The organism is Pedobacter sp. ASV28 (assembly GCF_016428855.1).
Lineage (GTDB): Bacteria > Bacteroidota > Bacteroidia > Sphingobacteriales > Sphingobacteriaceae > Pedobacter.
On record NZ_JAELTN010000016.1, the window covers coordinates 53,526 to 74,991 of the forward strand.

Here is a 21,466-nt window from a genome sequence, read left to right on the forward strand (position 1 = left end):
AATTAGAACCCTACAGTTAAGTTTACGCCAAATGTTCTTGTAGATGGAAACTGTGCAATCTCAAAGCCTTTATCAATAGAGCCATTGTTTAGTGTCCCAAACTCAGGATCGAAAATTGGCCATGCCGTAATCATAAAAAGATCTCTTCCGTACAAGCCAATTGTAGCCCTTTGTAAGCCTAAACTTTTGTTCAGTTTTTGCGTGAAAGTATAATCTAACCGCATTTCCCTTAACTTGATAAAGTTGGTACTGAACATACTACCTTCTAAATTCTCTCTACCGTAATGACGGGTATAGTAAGTCCATATATCTTTAGCAATCACATCATTTGGTCGATAGCTGCCATCTCCATTTTCGATTACACCATTGCCGATAATGCCATTATAACGTCCTGGCAATGTATTTTTCAGCTTACCGTGTTCTGCCAACAAGGCATGAGTTAAGGAATAGGCGCTTCCACCGTATTGTCCATCTATTAGAATATTTAACCTGAATTGTTTGTATCTGAATTCATTGCCAATGCTTGCTTTCCACTTGGCATTACTGTTACCAAGAAAGATTGGCTCGGTGGTAAGCACAGGATAACCATCCTGATAAATGACTTGCCCATCTGGAGATCGTTTGTAGCCTGGGCCATAAATAGCACTGATGTTTCCTCCTATTCTTGCTTCAATAGAGCCTCTACCAGATAGCGTATTTTGTAGCTGTAGTGCAAAAAGACTATCAGTTAATCGTTCTACTTTATTTTCATTTGCAGCAAACGTGGCGAATACTTTCCAATTTAAACCACGCTTATGCTGTAACAAAGCCCCATTAGCCTGAACCTCAATTCCCCGATTACTTACCAAACCACCATTAACTACGATATTACTGTAACCAGATCCTCTATCAAGTGTTGCCGTTAAGATCTGGTCTTTGGTATTTCCTTTATATACAGCTACATCTAAACCTAACCTGTTCTTAAACAAACGAACATCGGCTCCAAGTTCATAACTAGTAGTATACTGTGGCTTAAGACCTCCATTTGGTAAAGTAACAGGATTTAACAAACCTCCAGGGTAATTACTTGCCATTAAATAAGCATAGGTATTTTGATAGGTATTTGTTCCGCCGCTGCCTACACCAGCGTATGAAGCTCTCAGTTTAGCAAAAGAAAAATAGGACGGCAGCTTAAACATATCAGAAACTACTGCACTCAAATTAACCGATGGATAAAAAAACGAAACATTATCTGTGGAATTTGGCGTGGCCAATACGCTATTCCAATCGTTGCGGGCGGTAACATCTAAGAACAAATAACTATTGTAACTAACCGTGGCCAAGCCATAGAAACTATTGATCTTATACTCGCTCTGATAGGGAAGTGCAATTAGCGCATCTCTACTATTAGCCAATGTAAAAACTTGCGGATACTGCAATGAATTTGCTCTCAGCTCATCTTTATTATATCTATTCTGTAGTCTGCTTCCACCTCCTGATATAGAGATATTGACTTTTTCATTTAACTTTTTATCGTATTTCAGTAAGAAATCACTATTCATTTCTTGTGCAAAAACACTCATTTTACGAAACATGCCATACGTAAATTTTTGAGTATCCATAGGGCGTTGTTCCGAACGGTTTTCATAAGAAAGATCCATAGAAGTACGTACCATTAAACTTAGGTCTTTTGTAAATTGGTAAGCTGCCTGAATGTTTCCTGTTACCGTATTACGATTCAGTTTATTGAGCATTTCGTTTACAATGAGATAAGGGTTGTCTGGAGAGGTACTAAATGGATAACTTTGGTCTAAGCCTTCCAATCCGGGCATCCAATATTCTTTTAGCCAGTCTAGATTACCATTGGGCACCTGCATAATGTTCCAATACATAATGGTTTGGTTGTTGTAACCCGTAGCAGGCAGGTTATCACTCTTCTTATTAGTGTAATTGATTTTTGCAGCAATCAGTAATTTATCGGTTATTTTTTGGCTAGCTGACAGTGCTACGGTATTACGATCGTAACCCGTATTTGGAATAATCCAATCGTTACCCACATTAGTTAGCGAAAAACGAACCGATGTTCTTGCAGTACCACCGTCAAGTGTTACACTGTTAGTAAAGGTTTTACCCACTTCGAAAAAATCTTTTCTATTATTAGGATAAGAAATCCAAGGCGTACGTTCGGTTGCACCTTTATGAGTAACTGGATCGTATTGGAAAAATGCCTGTCCATCGAATTTCGGTCCCCATGCCACACTAGAGCTCCTAGTACTTGCGCCATCAGCAGTTGTTCCCCACGAAAAATGTTTTGCTCCCTCTGTACCCGAACCATATTCGTACTGATAATCTGGCCAACGTGAAATTGCTTCTAATGCTGCGTTAGAATTAAGTGTAACTCCAATGCCTTTTATTCTGGGCTTGCCCGATTTTGTGGTGATGATAATTGCACCGTTTGCACCGCGTTGACCATATAATGCAGCTGCACCTGGGCCTTTAAGCACGCTAATCGTTTCTATATCATCTGGATTGATATCACTTAACCCATTTCCAAAATCTACAGGAGAATCTTCTCCTAAATAGGCTGCATTTCCCGTTCCCGTTGTTCTTCCACTACTATTGTTGATCACCACACCGTCTACTACAATTAGTGCGTCATTATCTCCAGTTAAGTTATTTTCTCCCCTTAATACAATTTTATTGGTACCGGTTGGACCAGCCCCAGAGCGTACCAAGTTTAAACCGGCAACTTTGCCAGACAAGGCATCTGTCCAATTATTAGATAACGATTCTGTTAACTGTTCTCCCTTTATTTGAGTCACCGCATAACCTAGAGCCTTTTCTTCTCGCTTTATACCTAATGCAGTAACCACCACTTCTGTTAATTCTTCCTTTTGTTCTTTTAAAACTACGTTGATGGTTGTTTTTGTACCTACCACTACTTCCTGGCTGATAAAACCAAGAAAAGAAAATGATAGAACGGTTTTTACATTAGGAACTTTAATGGTATACGCACCATCATTTCCAGACATTACTCCGCCAGCAGCTCCTTTTATTTTGATACTTACTCCCTCAATACCTTGACCATTTTCATCAGTCACTATTCCTTTTATAGGTATATCTTGAAGGGCTTTCGATTTTATAGTTACCGTCTTTCCGTTAATGACATAACTTAAGGGCTGGTTAGCCAGTAACTTGTCCATGGCCTGTGCAATAGTTGCACTTTTTACAGAGAAAGTAATGGGGCTAGATTTTTTTAGGAGCACTGAACTATATAAGAAATCATATCCGCTCTGTTCCTGAAGTTTGATAAGGACATCTTCTAGTGTTGCCTCTTTTACAGTGAGGTGAATATTTTGCGCATAAGTACTTGCGCTAACTTGTAAAATAGCAGCGAATATAAAAACACCTATTAATTTCATGATGCGGACAAGTTTCGAATGAACACGACTGTGTATGCTGCAATTAAATGCAGTATTTTTTTTATACATTTGAATTGTTAGGTTTAATTTCCGATTGATTGCATGATTAATTCGATTGACCCTGACTTATGCCCGGATACGGTGCGAACGTCTCCGGGTTTTTTATTTCAGGCAATCATTATGAGGCTTAGTCCATAACAATTACCCTCCTTTCTTCCATGGAAATACCTTCTACTATTTTAAATTTCACAAGTCCCGTTAACTCTAAACCGTTGAGCAGTTCTTCCAATTTTTTGGACTTAGAATAAATTCCACCAAATAATTTATCGGTAACATTTCCTTCATAAAATACCTGAACATTGTACCATCTTGAGATCTGTTTCATTACCTCCACAATGCTGTTTTCTTTAAAAAGGAAATAACCATTTTTCCAGGCCAGTGCTTGTTGCGTATTTACCTCTTTCAAGCTGATATCTGCTGAACCATTAGAGACAATAGCCTGATAACCTGGTTTCAATATTTTTTTATTTCCCCAATGAGATAATCGGACAGAACCTTCTAAGAGTGTAGTTTTTACCTCTTCATCATTTGCATAAGCCGAAATATTAAAATGAGTACCTAAAACTTCTACCTCTGTATTTGTTGTTTTCACTTTAAAAGGCATTTTTTCGTTCTTGGCAACTTCAAAATAAGCTTCTCCTGTTAGTTCTACTTTTCGTTCTGAACCACTAAAACTAGCTGGGTAACTCAAAGAAGATGCTGCATTTAGCCATACTCTCGTGCCATCGGCAAGGGTAATTTTATAGGTAGCACCTCGGGGGATAGCGATTTTATTTAATAGATTGGAATTCCCTAGCAATTGTTTTGAGGTATTATAGGATAGCTCTCCTCCCTTAATCTTTCTGATTTCCGTACCACTTTCTTCAGTTAACAAACCATTTCCAGTTTCATCTAACGGAATAATAGAACCATCAGATAAAGTAAGTACCGCAGTAGAAGAATCTATCCTTGCAAATGACACTGAATCGTCAGTGATTACTGGCTCATTTTTAACGGTTAATTGAGATTTTTGATCATCGATGAACAGAAACATTCCAATGGTCAGCAGAATTACCGCTGCGGCAGCATATTTATACCACGATTTGTAAATAGCAAATCTCTTAGGCTGGATACGCTGTTGTATTTGGCTTTTTATTGCTGCCTTTAACAAATCGTCTCCTACCTCATCTTTAGATTCTAGTAGTTGAAAATCATCCTGATAATCGAAGAGTTGCTTTACCTCTTCGGCATTACATTTCCCTTCAAGATACTTCTGGTATAACTTAATATAATCTTCTGAAGTCATTTATACTTGGTCTTTATGATAAAGAGAGATCTGCTAAGGCTTAACACACATAGCAAAATCATTTTTTTTTAAAAACAGCAACTTCACTTTGACTTCACATCTATTTAACACCTTGCGCATACATTTGCGGAGCAAGCACAATATTTGATTATATGCAACAAATAACTATTTTTATCACAACAACCTAATATAACTGTCCTGAGAATGCCTGAACACCAACAAAGTGATGAGATTTTGTGGGTAGCTATTCAAAATAGCGACTATAAGGCATTTTATATCCTATTTAACCGTTACTGGAAGAAAATTTATCAAACTGTCTTTCATTATGTTAATGACAAAGAGGTTGCTGAAAGAGTAGTACAAGATGTATTTGTTGTACTGTGGGAGAGACGTCAGCATTTAAACATAGTAAAATTTGCCAGCTATATCCATGTAACTGCCAGATACCATGTTTTTAACGAATTAAAGGCTAAGAAAAAATCGAAAATTGAATACGTTGAAGATTATCAATTGCTAGACGACGCTTCAACCAGCAATACGGGGGAACTGAAATTAAGATACCTCGATTTTGAAAATCAGGTAGAAAATTATTTAGCACCCTTACCCAAAAGATGTAAAGAGATTTTTTGGTTAAGCAGAATTAAAAATCTTTCTAATGATGAAATTGCAGAGAAATTTGGGATATCTAAGCGCTCAGTGGAGAACCAAATCACCATTGCGCAAAAGTACATTAGAACATCTAAATTCGATATTACTTCTGCAACGTTTACCTTACTCTTGCTAACTTCTGCTATCTCATAAAATGAGGAGATCTAATCTCCCCATTTCCATTCACCTGCTATTTTTAACGGCTCTTTTAATTTTTGACTTTCTAAAAATACTTTCAAATCTGCATCTGAAAATCTGTTCACTGGAATTGTAGGCGTATTTGCCAAAGCATAAGTAAGCATGGCCGAATAACGTACGGTATTTTTCATCCCCTGTTCATCTACCAAATGAAACCCATCGCCATCGGAGTGGTAGAACGGCCCAGCGTTATTTGGCAATTTACCACCTGCTCCCCCACCGGTTGGAATACCCTCTAACATAAATGGCTGATGATCGCTGTGTAAGCCTGCTCCGGCATTAAAGAGGTTTTTAAACCCAGTGTCCAGCTTAACAATTTCTGTTCCCCAGCTTTTAAATAATGGTTCCATTTCTTTTCTAGTGGTAGAAAAACCTTTCGGATCATTGGTCATGTCATAATTTAGCATAAAACGCACCCTATCCAATGTTTTATCTTTTAAACCTTGCGCAACATAAGCCTTAGAACCTAACAAGCCTTGTTCTTCGCCCATAAATAGCACAAATTCTACTGTTCTTTTCGTTTTTAAATTCAACTTTTTAAAAGTCCTGGCCATATCAATAATAGAGAATGAACCGATTCCATTATCGATAGCTCCAGTGGCCAGGTCCCAGCTGTCCAGGTGTCCCCCTACCACAATTTTTTCATTGGGCCAATCTGTTCCTTTTAAAGTAGCAATTACGTTTTTGGCCCTGATCATGCCCGAAAAATTGGTCATTTCTACATGGGCATATTGCGGACTGGCCTTCATTTTTTCTTTTAGGTTCATCCCATCCTCCAAACCTATACAAACTGCAGGTATTGGAATAAGCTTACCCGTAACCGATGCGGTACCGGTAAGTAAAACACCACCTTCAACCTTGTTAACGATCACCACGCCAATGGCTCCATACTTAGTGGCTATAGCTGTTTTTTCTGAGCGATGTAAGGAGGGTGTACCTTTTGGCGAACCTGGCAATACACCTAGATAAATCAGGGCAATTTTACCTTTAACCTTGTCCTTCAGTGGCTGATAATCTGCTTCCAATCCATTACCAACATCTATAAGTTCGGCAGTAACATTGGCTTTGACCGGAGAATGGGCCAGAGTAACTGCCTTGACAGCAGCAAGTTTCCCTTTATCAGCACCAATTTTTACCGATAGGGTTTTTCTATCCCAGCTTTCTACTTCAAATGGCTGGTACTTCACCTCAAAACCATAAGATTTGAGCAGGTTATAAGCAAATTCTTCGGCTTTTGCTCCATTGGCAGACCCTGTTAAACGATGCCCAATTATTTCGGTAGCCTCCTTTAGGTTTTGGTAGGCTTGGGAATGGGACTGGACTTCAGTGTTGATCTGATTAAAAACAGTCGAAAAATTATCTTGCGATTTCGCCTTGAGAAAAAGACCTACAAGACCGGCAAAAAGGATGAGTTTCTTCATTTAATGATTAGATTTAGCTTAGTAAGAATGAAATTAGCATTTTATCACTACAACTAATGTCTATAGTTTAAATTTTACAATAATGATTCTTTCCCTACAGGGAGAGATTAGATGATTATCCCTTTATTGAGGGCGGATAAGAGAACTCATGCAGAGCCTGCTTTCAAATTAGAAATTTTAGTTTTCATAATTTTCATCCATATTAATTGCAGAGTCACTACAAATAAAAGAAATCCTATACTTAATACACCGAAGAAAATGGCAGCTATCTGGGGCATTCCACATTTAGGATCTACCTCAGTTACTTCATATTTTACGAATTGGGGTAAAATGAATACAACGAAAAATAGAAAAATGAAATTAGCCAAAGCCAACCAACCAAAAGGAATTTCAACTTTTTTTGCCATAGTTAAACCTCCGACAAGTAGCTGAATTAAAATCGGCAATAAAAACAAAATACGAGCATAAAGAAACATAACATGAAAACCATTAACGAGTATAAGGATTGCTACGTCGTTTCTCCTCGCAATGACGTGTTTTCGGCTTTCATCATTGCGAGCTTTGCGAAGCAATCTTTCTAAAAAAGGCAAATATCTAACTACTCGGCGGAGGTAAAAATGCCCTAGCACTGTGCTTTTTTGTATAATACCTGATCACAAAATAAGCGACCAAACCTGCAACAAAAAACATCCATAACCGAGCTAAAAAGAGCACAAGTTCTTTAAAGTACATCCAACCATCGGCTAAATTTAACGCCAGTCGTCTGAAGAATGGCGGTTTATAATCATATATATTATCATTGCCAACAATTAAGGTCTTGATGGTATTATCCTGATAAAAACTTAATGTAATGGTACTATACTTAACCTGCTTGTCTATGCCGATATTTTCTATTTTTTTATCAACGTAATCGTCTTTGAGATCAAGTGAGCTTTCTACATTAGCACTTTTCTTGGTACTCACCTTTTTGATCTGGGCGATTGCTTCCCGTCTATTTTCCGACTTGAGCTTGTTTTCCAAATAGGCTAAGCTCCTATCTCGCATCTTAAATGACTGACGATCTACAAAGACTGCCATGCCAGCAATTTGGTTGGTAAAATCATCTAACTTTTCTGAAGGAATTCTTGCGGTCAGATAGCCTTCTTTTCGGTAAGCCGTAATTTCCTTTAGGGAATCGGTACTGAACTTGGCCTTTTCTGTATTTTGTATGGTACTGTTAATCGAAAACTCCATTACCACACCACCTTCTTTTTTGATGATACTGCTCAGATCTTCTTTAGTACGCTGCACATCCTTGACCCTAAACTGCATATCGGCTGTTTTGATCATCTTTTCAACTGCCTGTTCATTGGCAAGGGTATCTGTTATTATTTCTGTGCTAGCGTAATCTGCAGCCTCTGATTTACGTTCAGCATTGCAGCCAACAAATACAGTTGTGGCCAATGCAATCATGGCAAAGTATTTTTTCATCTCTTTGTTTTATTTTGCTTTTAGGTGTTAAGTATCAACTTATCCTACCAACAAAATTGTCTTAAGCATGCTATTCCTTAAGGATAAAACAATTTGATTAGAGGTTTTATGCTTAATGCTAGAAATGGTTTAAGGTAACCCATTTTCTATGGTGCAAAAATGCGATAAAAATAAAAATCCCCTCAAGGATATGCCATGAGGGGATTTTTGATGATATAATTTTATTAAATTATTTTGCGTTCAGAATTTTGAATACGCCTTTGCAGGAAACAACAGTTCCTACTGCAAGAATTGCCCAAGACGCTAGCGAAAGCCAAAGTGCATCAAAAGCAAAACGTAAGAAAACACCAATAACGCTGATGATCACACCAACTAAAATTGTCATATAGATAGACGATTGATTTGCAGTCTCAATGCTTTGTTCTCTTTCTTTAGCATCCATGATTTATTCGTTTTAATTTTGTTCGCTGCAAAAATAACATTTCTACAATAAAAAATATGATAAATTAATAACTTTTAAGCTTTTCCAATCGCTGCTTCGCTTTTTCCTGCTCATTGTACTTTCCTTCTTTGTATAATAATTTCTCCCAATCGCCATACATAGGATTAGGCAGAACGATAAACTTGATACCAAACAAATGTTGATTGGCATCTACCTGTTCCTTAGTATCTTTTCCCTCTCTATAAAACACATTGGAAAAATCGCTTAAATTATCCCCACAAAGCAACAACACATTATATTTTTCCAATATTTTATTTCTTCTTTCCTGCTTATCTGAAGTGGTACTTTTTAACAAAACATGTGCTTCATCTACATAAGGAAAGCCTAATTTTTTCAAATTTTCAATCGTTCCTTTACGATCTGCTTCATCACGATTTGTAACATAAAAGGTCTCTACATTTTTGCTCGCTGCAAACTTCAAGAACGACAAAGCCCCGGGTACGGTATCTGCCATTGCTTTCGAAGTCCATTCAGTCCAATGTGCAGGCACATAGCTTACACCATTTTTAATTTCATATCCCTGAAAACGTGAATTATCTATAATCGTTTCATCTGCATCTACAATTACACAATTTGGTTTCCCATTAGATTGCTCCCACAAAGCCTCTTTTAAAGACAATCTAGCAAAGTTATAAGCCTGAAAAGCTAAGGCTCTGTATTCGCCACTATATTGTTGCCATAAAACCGCATTTGTCCAATCTCTTTCCGGGCCCGTTTTTTGGGCAAATACTGCAATAGGAAAAACAAACAAAGAAAAAATCAAAAATCTTAACCTCATAACTCAATAATTTGATGACAAAGATAGCTTTAAAAAACAATCACATCAAAAACGTTAGTGGTCATTTATAAACCATAAAACAATCTGTACAGAAGCCTATTTCCAAAAGCACAAACATTGGCCAAATAAAATCATTCAGGCTAGTTTTTCATTACTTGGCCCTATGGCTTTATAAAACAAATGGTGCAAAAAGGCCTAAAATAGCGAACAAGATCCCGTTTTAAATCCCCCATTCCAAATACCGTAAAGAGTAGAAAAAGCAGCCAAAAGCCATAAAAACAAACATTTCCAATTAAAGAATATGGGCAAGAGATCACTCCCATTTTTAAGAACAGGGTTACACTTAGGGTTACATTTAGGGTTACATTTCAATAGTTAGAACCTCATATCTTCATAAACAAACGCCTCAAAACACCTCTATTTTCATTTAAAATTTCTGAATTCAACTATGCATATTACCCTAAAAACAGACCGCTAAAACACCATCAACCAACTAAAAATCAAACAATTAAAAACAGAACCACAACAAAAAGATGTGCAGATAGCTAAGACATATTATTAATGCGAATACTCGCTTTAATCAAGGCCAGGCCTGTTATGCATTCTATCTTTATATCCTTGGGCTGGTGATAGCTATTCTGACTAACCAATTTTATATATTGTTCCCCTTTTTCAGATTTCTGTACATATTTCACGGTGATCATTTCATCACCATCATAAGCATAAGAAAGCAAGTACATTTCTCCCCAGAATATGTTATCCAATACATTCTGAACAATTTTATAAATCACAATATCACCAGATTTTAATAAAGGATACATGCTATCCCCCACTATACTTATTGCGCCATCAGATTTTGGAAGATTAGGGATTTTGATATGATCGAGTACATTATTTCTTTCATTAAAAAGTGCAACCAATCCTGCCGAAGCCCTAAAATCATACAATGGGATCATCTGCAAAGGTTGCGGAATGTCAGTACGTCCCATGTAAACACTCTTTGGTTCGGCAAGATTCGACACAGAATAATCAATATTTGCCTTCCACCTATTCCCCTTTCCAGTTAATAAAAAATTAGCATCTATATCTTCACATTTTGAGAATATCAAATCATAATCCAAAGAATTTCTAGCAACCCAATTTGATAAAGTATTCGGAGCCACACCCAAAAATCTAGCTAATTCAGCATCACTACTGAAATTATAATGAGATTTTATTTCATTTAAAATCAATCTATTATCTTTTTCTATTCCCATTTTGTGAATTATTATTTTGAACTAATCTCATTATGTGTATATATTTGTTCCTGATCTGAGAACAAATCAAACAATTTATAAAAATATGGAAAAAAAGAATAGGTACAATACCGAGATCATAAACAAACTCATAAAGCAATACGGGTGCAGCAGAAGGTTCATTACCCAATCCCTTTCTGGCGAAAGAGTAAGCCTGACCTCAGACAGCATTAAGAAAGACTATAAAACGCTAGCTAAAAAGGTCGAAACCGCTTTACAATAACATCAAATGCAGGTATCACCATATGAACTATTTAACAACCAATACGGTGTACGCTTAAGCTACATATTAAGCGATGCAGATAAACGTAATAGCGAAAGCGTGGCTTTAATTAGTTATAGTGCCTACAAACTGCGTTGCCATCGTAAAGAAGGATTTAGATTAAAAGAAGGAAAAGGTCTTGGAAATGAAGCCCTAATTAATTTCGTAAAGCTTTCATTCTCCGAACAAAACATCCTTATCGAAAAATGGGGAGATCCCAAGAAAACCACCAAAATACACCAATTTAAAGATTTTATTATGCCAGACGCCAATGCCTTATCCTTTTATAGCACATTTAAGCTAAGCGACAGGCGTCACCTACCAAATGCCGTAATAGCAGAGTATACCGTAAATGCCAACATACTTAATGCCTGTCATACCATTATGACCAACAACATTGCCAAACGCAAGGCCATGGGTGGCGGCCGCACAAAAATCTGGGAAAAATTAGCAGAGTGTGTGATCAATCTTGATAGAGAAGAATTTCCACATACCCTTCCCACCAATTATCGCCGTTTGCAGGAAAAATACCGAAAATATAAAAACGAAGGCTTCACCGCCCTTATACACAAAGGCTTCTGCAATGACAACAGTCGCAAAGTAACTATTGACATTGAAAGATTAATACTAAGTCTCTATATCGCAAAAAACAAGCCCTATGTTGGCGATGTAGCTAATGATTATTGGAGATTTATAGCTGGCGATATTGACATCTATGACTATCAGACCGGTGAAATATACGATCGCAATCAATTTTATGAAAATGGGCAACCCGTTACCCTTAGCGAATCAACCGTATGGAATTACATTAATCAACCTGCCAACCGTGCTATTGTAGACAAGTTCCGCATGGACAGTCTTACCTACGTTAGCACACATACACCACACCACCATCGTCATGCCCCCAACTATTCTTTCAGCAAGATTTCAATGGACGATAGAGATCTTCCACGCAAAATGCCAAACGGCACTCGTGTAAAGGCCTATTATGCCTATGATATCACCAGCGGGTGCATAATCGGGGCTGCCTATAGCCAAAACAAGACCGTTGGTTTATTTATCGATTGCATGCGCAACATGTTTCATTTTCTAGACAGGAACAACTATGGAATGCCCATGCAGGTAGAAGTAGAGCATCATTTGGTAAATAGCTTCAAAGAAGACCTCATGAAAGCAGGTATAGTTTTTCCTTTTGTACGCTGGTGCAATCCAGGCAATTCCCAGGAAAAATGGGCCGAAACAGGTAACCGTATTAAAAAATATGGCTATGAAAAAAGATACCAAGAAGGCATAGGCCGTTTCTATTCCCGTTTAGAAGCCAACAAAACCAAGAGTGAAAAAATTTTTGATGCAGACAACAACAACTATAGGGAAAAAACATATCCATATGAAGTATTGGTAGCCGATGACATGGAAATCATCGAAAAGTATAACCATGCCCTACACCCGAACCAAAAAAAATATAAAGACCTGACAAGATTTCAAGTATTGGAAATTTATGCCAACCCGAATCTTGCACAAATAGATCGACCATTGCTAATGAGATATATCGGAAAAGCAATCAGTACCAGCATACGCAGAAACCAATATGTACAGGTACAATATGCAAAATATGCATTACCGGATCCAAAAGCCATAAGAGAGTTGACTCCAAACAACTATAACGTAACCGCTTATTATCTACCCAATGAATTGAACGAAATAGAAAATGTATACCTCTATCAAAACGACCAATTCATATGCAAATGCGAAAAAATCATAGCATACAATACAGCAAATGCCGAATGGATGGACAACGACATCTACAACTATCAACACCAAGCCAAATATGTTGCCAAGTTCAGCAACATGGTCAAGGAGCAGAAAACCTTTCTTGGAAAATTAAGGACAATGGAAAAGATTGACCATCGCTTAGAGAATTCAATAGAGACCATACCTCAGTCCATTATACCTAACGAAGAACGTGACCTTTCAGATGACCTGGGCAATGATCAGTTCAGAAGATTAAACGCAATTAACTCCCTATAATTATGATTACACCAGACCTTAAAATAAAAATCGCTGAAGCCATTGCATTGAACCGCAAAAATTTTGGCAGCAACTCCAAGCAAGCCATAGCATTGGGCATACATAGCTCTATTTTAACACGTATAAATAATGGTGAAACCGAGAATCTACTGAGCGATGCCAAATGGGTTAGTATAGCCCGAAGACTTGAAGTACAGCTCATAAATGCGCCTGCTTGGATTACCGCAAAAACTTCGGTCTTTACGCATATCTATACCCAGTTAGAAGCCTGTCAACAAACCGGACTTTCAGCCTTGTTATGCGATTTGGCAGACATTGGCAAAACCCACACTGCCCGACAATATGTACTTGAACATAAAAACGCAGTTTATATCGATTGTAGCCAGGTAAAAAGCAAGCAAAAACTCATACGTGAAATAGCCAAAGAGTTCGGCTGTAATTACACTGCTAGATACGCAGATGTATATGCCGATCTGGTATTCTACCTACGAAGTATCGAAACTCCCCTCATTGTCATCGACGAAGCAGGCGATTTGGACTATCCGGCATTTTTAGAGCTTAAAGCCCTGTGGAATGCAACCGAATGGGCATGTGCATGGTATATGATGGGAGCAGATGGCCTACGTGAAAAAATAGAGCGAAACAAAGATTTAAAAAAGGTAGGCTATACCGAAATATTCAGCCGATTTGGCAATAAGTACCAGCAAGTTGTCCCCCATGGTAAAGAAGCCAGAAACGATTTCCTGTTACGCCAGGTGGGCTTAGTGGCCCTTGCCAACGGTATCCATGACGTACAAAAGATATACGCCAAGTGTGGAAATAGCTTGCGCCAGGTTTTCAAGGAAGTTCAAAAATTAAAAGTTGCATAAATGATACCCAAAGATAGTTTAAAGAAAGAAAAAGCACCTAATGACCTGGTAAGGGCGAAAAGTGCCAAAGAGCTTCAGGACATAAAATTTAAGGTATGGCCTTTTTCCGGTAAATGGGCAGACCTGCTAGGTGAACCACAGACCAGTGGCTGTTGGTTGATTTGGGGTCCTTCCTTTAATGGCAAAACAAGTTTTGTTTTCCAACTCTGCAGATACCTGGCAAGTTTCGAAAAAGTTCTGTACAACTCTTTAGAAGAAGGTTGGTGCAAAGATACACAGGATGCGGTAAAACTCGCTGGGCTAGATGAAGTTGGCAAAAAATTCCACTTGCTGCACAAAGAGCCCATAGAAGATTTGGTAAAACGCCTAGAAAAGCACAAAAGTGCAAATGTTGTGGTGATAGACAGCCTACAATACGCAGACATCAACCTAAGCTTATACAAGTCCCTAAGGGCAAGGTTCCCTAAGAAACTTTTCATCATCATCAGTCACGCTGATGGCAAGGAGCCTGAAGGCCGGGTAGCAAAAAAAATAAAATATGATGCCGCAAAAAAAATAAGGATTGAAGGCTTTAGGGCACTATCGCAAGTGAGAGGAAAAGGAATGGCCCACTATGACATATGGGATAAAGGAGCCGCAGAATACTGGAATGAATTAAGTTAACTAAAATGAAGGATTTTAATCAGCATATCAAGAAAATGGCTTTGCACCTCAGCATTAGCGAAGAGTACATTAACAATCTCTTTCTGGACACCGCAGGCGAATTTCTAAAAGACTACTCGGGCAGTGCAAATGCTGCCCAGATTTGGAAGGCCACACCCGAGTTCTGGACCTGGTGGCAGCAAATATGGACCAACAGAGATAAAATGATCTTAAGACGTTACCCCCAACGCATTGGTGCAAGCAACCGTAAAGAGCTTTATCACATATGGCATAGCCCGAAATACATGCACATCAAACCCAATAGCAGGGTTTACGATGGCTTTATACGCACCATGAAACAACAAAACATACCACTTAAACAAATGACATAATGGAAAATTCAAACATTGAAAAGCTTTTGAACTATTACAAGGGCAGCGAAGTCAGGATAACTGACGATTACCACCCACACTTTAATGCCATTGGCGAGGTTGTAGGGGCCGGAGAGACCACTACCGGACCTGGTCTAAAAATTAAACGCTTCGACACACAGGAAACATTCTTTGTATTCGATGTCAACCACCTCAAGATTATCAAAAGAAAATAAGATGCTCGATGAGATAAAAAGACTTGACGATAAGATAGCCTTAATAGCTACCGAGCTCAAAGACCTTGAGCATACAGAGCAGCAAAAGCTGACCAAAACCACAGCATTGACAAGGCTCATTAAACAGCAAAACCAATTATTAAAACAACAATTAATCAATATCATACGAAATGGAAACAGCAACAATTCACCAACTTAGCACCGACCAATTAGAGGCCCTCCTAAACAAACGTAAAAAAGAAGATAAAGAAAAACGAGAGGCCGAGAAAAAAGCATATGAAACCGAAAAAGATGGCTTTATTGAAAAACTATTTGATGAAGCTAAAGAGCTTTCCTGCGCCATTTCCAGGTTTAAGCAGAAGTGCCATGCATTCATGGATATACAAAAACAAAAACTCGATGCTTATGGCGGTATTAAAGCCAGTAGTAAAGGTGGTTTCTCTATCATAGACACCCAAAATCTCACACAAATTACCAGACGAAGAGACACCGATCCTGTTTGGGATGAAAGAGCGAGCAAAGCAGTAGAGCTTATCAAAGATTTCTTGGGAGATACCGTCAAAAAACGCGATAAAGACCTGCATGAAATTCTAATGGGTTTTTTAGAGCGCAACCAAAACGGCGATTTGGAATATGCCAAAGTCATGGACCTGATCAAACATGAAAACAGTTTCGACGACCTACGCTGGCTTCAAGGCTTAAAGCTTATCAAGGAAAGTTACAGCCAATGCTTCAAGGCATTTGGTTATGAGTTTAAGCAAAGAAACCTTACGGGAAAATGGGAAACCCTATCGCTTAACTTTTCAAAACATTAGTAAACCCTAATGGTCATCCGCCACGACTTAAACTCGTGCGGATGGGCAACTAGGACACCTATGACAAATAGCCTAAAATCATTTACAAACAGATGACACTCAAAGAACAAATAGCCTGGTGCAAGATCCAGATAAAAGCCGGAAATGAAGTGGTGCCCATCCGTAGCATTTTAGCCCGCCTACAACAGCTGGAAAAATGCAAGGAGCCCGCATCATCCATATACAATCAATACATAAGTGAGTATGGGGAATTCTTAAATCGACGAAATGTACCGCTTGTTATGGATGGTAGACAGGGCAAGGCCCTAAAAAATATCATCGCCAAATTAAGCCAAGCCAGCACCGACAAAAGTGACAACGGCATTTTTACCAGCTGGAAGTTCATATTGCGCAATTGGAACCGTACCGGCGATTTCATTGGTCGCCAGATCAAACTCAGTGATATCGATAGAAACCTACAAGAAATTTTCGATAAAATAAGAAATGGAGCTACAAAAAAACAACACAACCTTAACGAAGCAGAACGCTTTCATCAGCAGCTTACAAAATGACAGCCTGGCTACCATAGCCAAATTTGGCCAATGCCTCCCAACTGTTATAGAAGAAATAATAGATCTACACCATAAAAAGATAGATTCATTAGATACCTTAAATCGGAGCAAGAAATTCTTTGAAACCCAATATCAAGGCAAAGACAAAAACAATTTGTTGGTCATGATAAAGGATGAGATTTCAAAGATAAACCACGAACTTACACTGATACCAAAACCCGAAACCCTGGGTGAACTTAAGCGTTCTCGTCCTACCGCATTACAAAAATCCCTTCAATTATTGATCAATGATCTTCGCTTATTCTTTCAGGTAGACAATATGCTAAGTACAGAAAGCATCATCAGCCTTTGTCCATTGCTTATCTATGACTTTGCCAATCTCACGCTCGAAGAAATCACCATCTGCTTTTCACAAGCCAAAAGAGGACACTATGGAGAACTTTATAACCGTTTAGATGGACCAATTATATTGAAATGGTTAAGACAATACCATACCGAAAAACTAGAGCGGTTAAAAGAGCTAAATTATGTGCGGGAAGTACATGCCAAAATCGGCGTTGCCGAAGGAAGGAAAGATTTTAAGGGCACACATGCACAGCTCATGGAAAATGCCTACTGCATGATGATGATCGAAAAAACTAGGGCAACCAACAGCCAACCCGTTCCATGACCACAATCTCAAACATAATCCAATACAGCTCCAGCTACTAAAATTATTTTTTAACGTTGGTAGCATTTGATAGGACAAACTCTTTTACTTAATTTTGTACTGATGGCCAAAACACACTTAAAAACACGAAATCAAGATGTTAAGCGATTTTTTGACGAGCTTTGCAAACGCCATCCCGAATGGAGGCTTGATGCACTGGAAGACAAAACCGCAGCTCGTTTCTATATTAGTCCCCGTACGGTAAGGGCTATACTAAAGGGCGAAGGTATTTATGCCTAGGGCACAATACCTTTCCACCCTATTTTCATTCCAAAAAGTGGAATAAGCTTAACTTTCCTTTAACAGGACGTATGCTAAGAGATACTTATGCTTTTAGGCTCATATTTAGGTGCCACCACTTTATCAATAGAAGTTGAAAAACTTATCTTTCGACAGGTAATCCCTTGTATTTTTACTTCTTCATGATCATCAGCAGTTTGGATCAAAGACCTAAAAGCACCTGCCACCAAAAATTGCAGCTTGTCACTAATTTCCTCAATTAGATCTATCTCTGCCTCTCCATCATCCGTACCTGAAAAAAGTGCCTCAGCCATCCCATCCTTGGTATAAAGATAAATTTCCACAGTAACCAAGCCCTCCAAATGCTGCTCTACCATCGTATTCCATTGCATGGGCCCTATTTTGATCAAACAAGTAGTCCAATAGGCGGGATAACCCTCATTGCCTTCGGCAAACTGGTTACGTTGTGCACCAACATATTCCAACCCATCAATTTCTGTTAATTTGTTTTTTATCGCTAAATATAGCGCTTTACGTGCTGTCATATTTCGTTTTCATTGAGGAACCCTCCATCCATAGCTAGACCACCTGTCTCTAATTGGCTTATCCCTATCAAAGCAAGTATTATCACGACTATAGCAGGCCCCTGTTAATCAATATTCTGCTTCTATTTTCAGGCGGTTATCATCTGTAAACCTTAATTCCTTAACCCGCATCAGGTCATACTCAAAATTGCGCTTGGCTTCCAGAAGCATTCCCGCTGCATCTTCACTATTGAGCATATTCATAATGCCCACACCTAACTCGGGATATTCCTTGTATTCGCCTTTTTCGGCAATCAAAATATTCCTTTGATGGTACTCATCTGCGTACCCAATCAGTAGATCTCCATTCTCAATGTCGAGATCATCATTTATAATAAAATCCTGCATATTCTAACGTTCATATCAACAAATCTCTGTCAATTTTAAGAGTAGATAAAAAAACAAATCAAGCCTTGTATGATAGCGATACAACCCTTGTTGAAATATTTACAAGCATTGATCCCCAATTTTTTTAGCGATTAAAATCGTGTCAATTTTGCTCTTAACGAACAAGAATTAAAAAGTATAAATCATAGTGTTCGGTTAATACCGGGCATGATAGATAGAGAACAAATGGTTGATTGGATAAAGACAGCACAAAGTCAAATCGGTGTACAAGAGTTCCCCAAAGGAAGCAACTCGGGCAAACAGGTAGAGATCTACCTTAATTCGGTAGGCCTAGGAAAAGGTTACGCCTGGTGTATGGCTTTTATATACTGGTGTGTATTACAGACCTATAACAAAACCGGTGCTAAAACACCATTAAAACGCACGGGAGGTGTCCGCGATCAATGGATTGCCTGCAAGTCCCTAGCAGTTAAAACGCCCCAGGATGGAGACATATTTATTATTGTCTACCCCAATGGCACAGGCCATGCGGGTTTTGTAGAGAAAGTCTTGCCCAATGGTTTTATACAAACCATAGAAGGTAATACCAATAGCGACGGCTCCAGAGAAGGCTATGCCGTTTGTCGCAGAACAAGAAAAACAACAACGATAACCGACTTTATTAGGTTAAATGAATTTTAGGATACTTTTTTTTCATGGGTTGATTGTACTCTGTTTGTTGGCGGCCTGCCGTACCAGGCAAGCTGCCTCAAATGGGGTATCCTATACAAAAACCATCACCTCGGTACAAAGAGACACCATTTTTAAGGTACAAGCAGACAGTAGTTTTTACCAGGCATGGATAGACTGTGTGAACGGAAAACCGATTATCGTAAACGATACCGTTTATAAGTCCGGCAAATACCTAAACAGCCCAAAAGTTACCTTGAATGGCAACAAGATCCATGTCGACTGTATTGCCCAAGAGCAGACCCTGTTTAAAACCTGGCAGCAACAATATATAAAAGAACACCAGGCAGAAGTAATTACGCTTCCCCCTGTAACCATAGCCAAACCATTAACATGGTGGCAAAACACACAACTATTGTGTGGCAGATTACTACTGATAGGAATAGTGCTTTATTTAATTTATATACTCATTAAAACCAAAATTCAATTAAAATGAATTTACCAAAAATAACATTCAATATTCAAAACGGAGGGTTGCTACAGCAACCCGTAACCAGCGACAAAGTAATAGGCCTAATAAGCTCAGGTGTTGCTGTATCAGGGAAAATTGCCCTTAACACTTCCTATCAGATTTTTAGCCTTTCTGATGCCGAAGATTTAGGCATTACCGCAGACGGAACAAACAGTTTCGTTTACAGACATTTAGAACAGTTCTACAATGAAGCTGGTCAGGGTGCCGAACTTTGGCTGATGCTGGTAGCTGATGCCACTACCTACACCACCATGCTCGATGTTACCGGTACCTACGCCAAAAAGTTATTGGCCGATGCCGGTGGAGCAATCCGCGTATTAGGTGCATTAAAAAAATCTACAGGCACCGAAGAGGCCGAAAGCGGATTGGACGGAGATGTACACACTGCCGTTGTAAAGGCACAAGCCTTGGCTACGTTTTATGCAGAAAAGTATATGCCGGTACACATCATCCTCTCTGGCAATAACTATAGCGGAACCATTGCCGATCTAAAAGATTACACGACTACCAATTTCAATAGGGTAAGCTGTCTCTTGGCTAACACAGACGGCAGCAAGGTTGCAGCAGTAGGTTTAGTCTTGGGAAGATTGGCACATACGCCAGTACAGCGCAACATTGGCCGTGTGGCAGATGGAGCTATCGAACCCACAGCAGCCTATTTTACCAATGGGTCAAAAGTAGAAAGTCAACAAGACGGATGGGATACCATTTATAACAAAGGCTACATCTTTTTACGCTCATTTGTGAACAAAAGCGGTTATTATTTCACCGACGACCAAACATTAACTGCCGTAACAGACGATTTCAACAGCTTGGCACGTGGCCTAGTGATGGATAAAGCCATCTTATTGGCTTACGCCGTACTCATCGAAAACTTACTTGATGAAGTAGAAATGTCTGCAGATGGCACCATCCATCCAGTAGTGATCAAAAGCTGGCAGGCACAGCTAGATAATGCCTTACAAACCATGATTGCAGCAGGCAATCTTTCTGGAGCATCGGTAACCATCGATCCTAACCAGAACATTCTAAGTACCGGAACCCTACAAGTACAAATTAGCCTATTACCGGTAGGTTATGCCAAATACGTAACGGTTACCATTGGTTTCACAACAACTTTAAACAGCTAATAAAATGACATTTGGAAGCAAACAATATGCCTGGAGCGATATCAGTATCGCCCTTGGCGGAAAAATCATCAACGGTATTACCGAAATCGAGTATACCAAGAAAAAGGAAAAAGAAGCCCTGTACGGACGTGGCTCAGACCCACATGCCATATTAAGTGGCAAAAACACCTACGAGGGTAAAATCTCCATTTGGCAGAGCGAGCTGGAAAGTATGATCGCATCTGCTCCGAACAAAGACGTACTTGCACTAAATTTTGATGTAGTGGTAGCCTATGTTCCTCAAGATGGAGGTCCCATTGTAGTTGACATCCTTAAAAACGTGGAATTTACAGAGGTAAAAAAAGCCATGAAACAGGGAGACAAGAACATGGTAGTAGAGTTGCCTATTGTTTTCACACAAATTAAATCACAACAATAAAAAC

The 21,466-nt window shown here is 38.8% G+C and carries 26 protein-coding genes; 16 read left to right on the forward strand and 10 right to left on the reverse strand.

Annotated features, from left to right (window positions below):
• Window positions 1–2: 2 nt before the first annotated feature.
• On the reverse strand, window positions 3–3,401 hold the full coding sequence (locus JHD79_RS07945) for a SusC/RagA family TonB-linked outer membrane protein (RefSeq protein WP_233164609.1): 3,399 nt from the start codon (window positions 3,399–3,401) through the stop codon (window positions 3–5).
• A gap of 187 nt (window positions 3,402–3,588) precedes the next feature.
• Window positions 3,589–4,746, reverse strand: coding sequence for a FecR family protein (locus JHD79_RS07950; protein ID WP_199118687.1), 1,158 nt, complete (start codon window positions 4,744–4,746; stop codon window positions 3,589–3,591).
• 204 nt (window positions 4,747–4,950) lie between these two features.
• Between JHD79_RS07950 and JHD79_RS07955 the strand changes: the two genes are divergently transcribed.
• Window positions 4,951–5,547 (forward strand): sigma-70 family RNA polymerase sigma factor, encoded by a 597-nt coding sequence (locus JHD79_RS07955; RefSeq protein ID WP_199118688.1) that lies wholly within the window; start codon window positions 4,951–4,953, stop codon window positions 5,545–5,547.
• A gap of 11 nt (window positions 5,548–5,558) precedes the next feature.
• On the opposite strand, the gene JHD79_RS07960 is transcribed toward JHD79_RS07955, so the two are convergent.
• The 6 genes from JHD79_RS07960 to JHD79_RS07985 form a co-directional block, all read right to left on the reverse strand.
• A complete protein-coding gene (locus tag JHD79_RS07960; RefSeq protein WP_199118689.1) occupies window positions 5,559–7,013 on the reverse strand; it encodes a M28 family peptidase in 1,455 nt (484 codons plus the stop codon).
• A gap of 146 nt (window positions 7,014–7,159) precedes the next feature.
• A complete protein-coding gene (locus tag JHD79_RS07965; RefSeq protein WP_199118690.1) occupies window positions 7,160–7,603 on the reverse strand; it encodes a hypothetical protein in 444 nt (147 codons plus the stop codon).
• 4 nt (window positions 7,604–7,607) lie between these two features.
• The gene (locus JHD79_RS07970; protein WP_199118691.1) at window positions 7,608–8,483 is read right to left on the reverse strand and encodes a DUF4349 domain-containing protein; all 876 of its coding nucleotides are present in this window, start codon (window positions 8,481–8,483) and stop codon (window positions 7,608–7,610) included.
• Between the two features lie 229 nt (window positions 8,484–8,712).
• The gene (locus JHD79_RS07975) at window positions 8,713–8,925 is read right to left on the reverse strand and encodes a hypothetical protein (RefSeq protein ID WP_199118692.1); all 213 of its coding nucleotides are present in this window, start codon (window positions 8,923–8,925) and stop codon (window positions 8,713–8,715) included.
• 64 nt (window positions 8,926–8,989) lie between these two features.
• Window positions 8,990–9,763, reverse strand: coding sequence for a 5'-nucleotidase, lipoprotein e(P4) family (locus JHD79_RS07980; RefSeq protein ID WP_199118693.1), 774 nt, complete (start codon window positions 9,761–9,763; stop codon window positions 8,990–8,992).
• A gap of 545 nt (window positions 9,764–10,308) precedes the next feature.
• Window positions 10,309–11,019: a S24 family peptidase gene (locus tag JHD79_RS07985; RefSeq protein WP_199118694.1), complete on the reverse strand. Its 711-nt coding sequence runs from the start codon at window positions 11,017–11,019 to the stop codon at window positions 10,309–10,311.
• A gap of 85 nt (window positions 11,020–11,104) precedes the next feature.
• On the opposite strand from JHD79_RS07985, the gene JHD79_RS07990 reads away from it, so the two are divergent.
• From JHD79_RS07990 to JHD79_RS08040, 11 genes are all read left to right on the forward strand, one after another.
• The gene (locus tag JHD79_RS07990) at window positions 11,105–11,281 is read left to right on the forward strand and encodes a hypothetical protein (RefSeq protein WP_199118695.1); all 177 of its coding nucleotides are present in this window, start codon (window positions 11,105–11,107) and stop codon (window positions 11,279–11,281) included.
• A 6-nt stretch (window positions 11,282–11,287) separates the two neighbouring features.
• On the forward strand, window positions 11,288–13,348 hold the full coding sequence (locus JHD79_RS07995) for a hypothetical protein (RefSeq protein WP_199118696.1): 2,061 nt from the start codon (window positions 11,288–11,290) through the stop codon (window positions 13,346–13,348).
• A 2-nt stretch (window positions 13,349–13,350) separates the two neighbouring features.
• Window positions 13,351–14,217, forward strand: coding sequence for an ATP-binding protein (locus JHD79_RS08000; protein WP_199118697.1), 867 nt, complete (start codon window positions 13,351–13,353; stop codon window positions 14,215–14,217).
• Window positions 14,218–14,880, forward strand: coding sequence for a hypothetical protein (locus tag JHD79_RS08005; protein ID WP_199118698.1), 663 nt, complete (start codon window positions 14,218–14,220; stop codon window positions 14,878–14,880).
• Between the two features lie 5 nt (window positions 14,881–14,885).
• Window positions 14,886–15,251 (forward strand): hypothetical protein, encoded by a 366-nt coding sequence (locus JHD79_RS08010; RefSeq protein ID WP_199118699.1) that lies wholly within the window; start codon window positions 14,886–14,888, stop codon window positions 15,249–15,251.
• On the forward strand, window positions 15,251–15,466 hold the full coding sequence (locus JHD79_RS08015) for a hypothetical protein (protein ID WP_199118700.1): 216 nt from the start codon (window positions 15,251–15,253) through the stop codon (window positions 15,464–15,466). Before JHD79_RS08010 ends, JHD79_RS08015 begins: the two co-directional genes overlap by 1 nt.
• Before the next feature lies 1 nt (window position 15,467).
• Window positions 15,468–15,665, forward strand: a complete 198-nt coding sequence (locus JHD79_RS08020) for a hypothetical protein (RefSeq protein ID WP_199118701.1) — start codon at window positions 15,468–15,470, stop codon at window positions 15,663–15,665.
• Window positions 15,637–16,281, forward strand: a complete 645-nt coding sequence (locus JHD79_RS08025) for a DUF3164 family protein (RefSeq protein ID WP_199118702.1) — start codon at window positions 15,637–15,639, stop codon at window positions 16,279–16,281. Before JHD79_RS08020 ends, JHD79_RS08025 begins: the two co-directional genes overlap by 29 nt.
• Window positions 16,282–16,373: 92 nt before the next feature.
• On the forward strand, window positions 16,374–16,832 hold the full coding sequence (locus JHD79_RS08030; protein WP_199118703.1) for a hypothetical protein: 459 nt from the start codon (window positions 16,374–16,376) through the stop codon (window positions 16,830–16,832).
• Window positions 16,765–17,502 carry a hypothetical protein gene (locus JHD79_RS08035; protein ID WP_199118704.1) on the forward strand — a complete coding sequence of 246 codons (738 nt, stop codon included), beginning with the start codon at window positions 16,765–16,767 and terminating at the stop codon, window positions 17,500–17,502. The genes JHD79_RS08030 and JHD79_RS08035 overlap by 68 nt, the downstream gene beginning before the upstream one ends.
• A 102-nt stretch (window positions 17,503–17,604) precedes the next feature.
• Window positions 17,605–17,781 (forward strand): hypothetical protein, encoded by a 177-nt coding sequence (locus tag JHD79_RS08040; protein WP_199118705.1) that lies wholly within the window; start codon window positions 17,605–17,607, stop codon window positions 17,779–17,781.
• A 74-nt stretch (window positions 17,782–17,855) separates the two neighbouring features.
• On the opposite strand, the gene JHD79_RS08045 is transcribed toward JHD79_RS08040, so the two are convergent.
• Window positions 17,856–18,326, reverse strand: coding sequence for a hypothetical protein (locus JHD79_RS08045; protein WP_199118706.1), 471 nt, complete (start codon window positions 18,324–18,326; stop codon window positions 17,856–17,858).
• Between the two features lie 108 nt (window positions 18,327–18,434).
• Window positions 18,435–18,713, reverse strand: coding sequence for a hypothetical protein (locus JHD79_RS08050; RefSeq protein WP_199118707.1), 279 nt, complete (start codon window positions 18,711–18,713; stop codon window positions 18,435–18,437).
• Window positions 18,714–18,920: 207 nt separating this feature from the next.
• Here JHD79_RS08050 and JHD79_RS08055 point away from each other — a divergent pair, with 207 nt between their 5' ends.
• The 4 genes from JHD79_RS08055 to JHD79_RS08070 are packed head-to-tail and all read left to right on the forward strand — an operon-like array spanning window position 18,921 to window position 21,462.
• Complete coding sequence (locus JHD79_RS08055; protein ID WP_199118708.1) at window positions 18,921–19,394, forward strand: CHAP domain-containing protein; 474 nt, start codon at window positions 18,921–18,923, stop codon at window positions 19,392–19,394.
• Window positions 19,384–19,878 carry a hypothetical protein gene (locus JHD79_RS08060; protein ID WP_199118709.1) on the forward strand — a complete coding sequence of 165 codons (495 nt, stop codon included), beginning with the start codon at window positions 19,384–19,386 and terminating at the stop codon, window positions 19,876–19,878. The genes JHD79_RS08055 and JHD79_RS08060 overlap by 11 nt, the downstream gene beginning before the upstream one ends.
• Entirely contained in the window at window positions 19,875–21,044 is a 1,170-nt protein-coding gene (locus JHD79_RS08065) for a DUF2586 family protein (protein WP_199118710.1), read from the forward strand. The genes JHD79_RS08060 and JHD79_RS08065 overlap by 4 nt, the downstream gene beginning before the upstream one ends.
• A 4-nt stretch (window positions 21,045–21,048) precedes the next feature.
• On the forward strand, window positions 21,049–21,462 hold the full coding sequence (locus JHD79_RS08070) for a hypothetical protein (RefSeq protein ID WP_199118711.1): 414 nt from the start codon (window positions 21,049–21,051) through the stop codon (window positions 21,460–21,462).
• Window positions 21,463–21,466: the final 4 nt, after the last annotated feature.

What these genes read in the sequence shown, in the direction of transcription:
- JHD79_RS07945 (WP_233164609.1), bottom strand. Translation starts at nt 3,401, where the DNA reads ATGAAATTAATAGGTGTTTTTATATTCGCTGCTATTTTACAAGTTAGC.
- JHD79_RS07950 (WP_199118687.1), bottom strand. Translation starts at nt 4,746, where the DNA reads ATGACTTCAGAAGATTATATTAAGTTATACCAGAAGTATCTTGAAGGG.
- JHD79_RS07955 (WP_199118688.1), top strand. Translation starts at nt 4,951, where the DNA reads ATGCCTGAACACCAACAAAGTGATGAGATTTTGTGGGTAGCTATTCAA.
- JHD79_RS07960 (WP_199118689.1), bottom strand. Translation starts at nt 7,013, where the DNA reads ATGAAGAAACTCATCCTTTTTGCCGGTCTTGTAGGTCTTTTTCTCAAG.
- JHD79_RS07970 (WP_199118691.1), bottom strand. Translation starts at nt 8,483, where the DNA reads ATGAAAAAATACTTTGCCATGATTGCATTGGCCACAACTGTATTTGTT.
- JHD79_RS07975 (WP_199118692.1), bottom strand. Translation starts at nt 8,925, where the DNA reads ATGGATGCTAAAGAAAGAGAACAAAGCATTGAGACTGCAAATCAATCG.
- JHD79_RS07980 (WP_199118693.1), bottom strand. Translation starts at nt 9,763, where the DNA reads ATGAGGTTAAGATTTTTGATTTTTTCTTTGTTTGTTTTTCCTATTGCA.
- JHD79_RS07985 (WP_199118694.1), bottom strand. Translation starts at nt 11,019, where the DNA reads ATGGGAATAGAAAAAGATAATAGATTGATTTTAAATGAAATAAAATCT.
- JHD79_RS07990 (WP_199118695.1), top strand. Translation starts at nt 11,105, where the DNA reads ATGGAAAAAAAGAATAGGTACAATACCGAGATCATAAACAAACTCATA.
- JHD79_RS07995 (WP_199118696.1), top strand. Translation starts at nt 11,288, where the DNA reads ATGCAGGTATCACCATATGAACTATTTAACAACCAATACGGTGTACGC.
- JHD79_RS08000 (WP_199118697.1), top strand. Translation starts at nt 13,351, where the DNA reads ATGATTACACCAGACCTTAAAATAAAAATCGCTGAAGCCATTGCATTG.
- JHD79_RS08005 (WP_199118698.1), top strand. Translation starts at nt 14,218, where the DNA reads ATGATACCCAAAGATAGTTTAAAGAAAGAAAAAGCACCTAATGACCTG.
- JHD79_RS08010 (WP_199118699.1), top strand. Translation starts at nt 14,886, where the DNA reads ATGAAGGATTTTAATCAGCATATCAAGAAAATGGCTTTGCACCTCAGC.
- JHD79_RS08015 (WP_199118700.1), top strand. Translation starts at nt 15,251, where the DNA reads ATGGAAAATTCAAACATTGAAAAGCTTTTGAACTATTACAAGGGCAGC.
- JHD79_RS08020 (WP_199118701.1), top strand. Translation starts at nt 15,468, where the DNA reads ATGCTCGATGAGATAAAAAGACTTGACGATAAGATAGCCTTAATAGCT.
- JHD79_RS08025 (WP_199118702.1), top strand. Translation starts at nt 15,637, where the DNA reads ATGGAAACAGCAACAATTCACCAACTTAGCACCGACCAATTAGAGGCC.
- JHD79_RS08030 (WP_199118703.1), top strand. Translation starts at nt 16,374, where the DNA reads ATGACACTCAAAGAACAAATAGCCTGGTGCAAGATCCAGATAAAAGCC.
- JHD79_RS08035 (WP_199118704.1), top strand. Translation starts at nt 16,765, where the DNA reads ATGGAGCTACAAAAAAACAACACAACCTTAACGAAGCAGAACGCTTTC.
- JHD79_RS08040 (WP_199118705.1), top strand. Translation starts at nt 17,605, where the DNA reads ATGGCCAAAACACACTTAAAAACACGAAATCAAGATGTTAAGCGATTT.
- JHD79_RS08045 (WP_199118706.1), bottom strand. Translation starts at nt 18,326, where the DNA reads ATGACAGCACGTAAAGCGCTATATTTAGCGATAAAAAACAAATTAACA.
- JHD79_RS08050 (WP_199118707.1), bottom strand. Translation starts at nt 18,713, where the DNA reads ATGCAGGATTTTATTATAAATGATGATCTCGACATTGAGAATGGAGAT.
- JHD79_RS08055 (WP_199118708.1), top strand. Translation starts at nt 18,921, where the DNA reads ATGATAGATAGAGAACAAATGGTTGATTGGATAAAGACAGCACAAAGT.
- JHD79_RS08060 (WP_199118709.1), top strand. Translation starts at nt 19,384, where the DNA reads ATGAATTTTAGGATACTTTTTTTTCATGGGTTGATTGTACTCTGTTTG.
- JHD79_RS08065 (WP_199118710.1), top strand. Translation starts at nt 19,875, where the DNA reads ATGAATTTACCAAAAATAACATTCAATATTCAAAACGGAGGGTTGCTA.
- JHD79_RS08070 (WP_199118711.1), top strand. Translation starts at nt 21,049, where the DNA reads ATGACATTTGGAAGCAAACAATATGCCTGGAGCGATATCAGTATCGCC.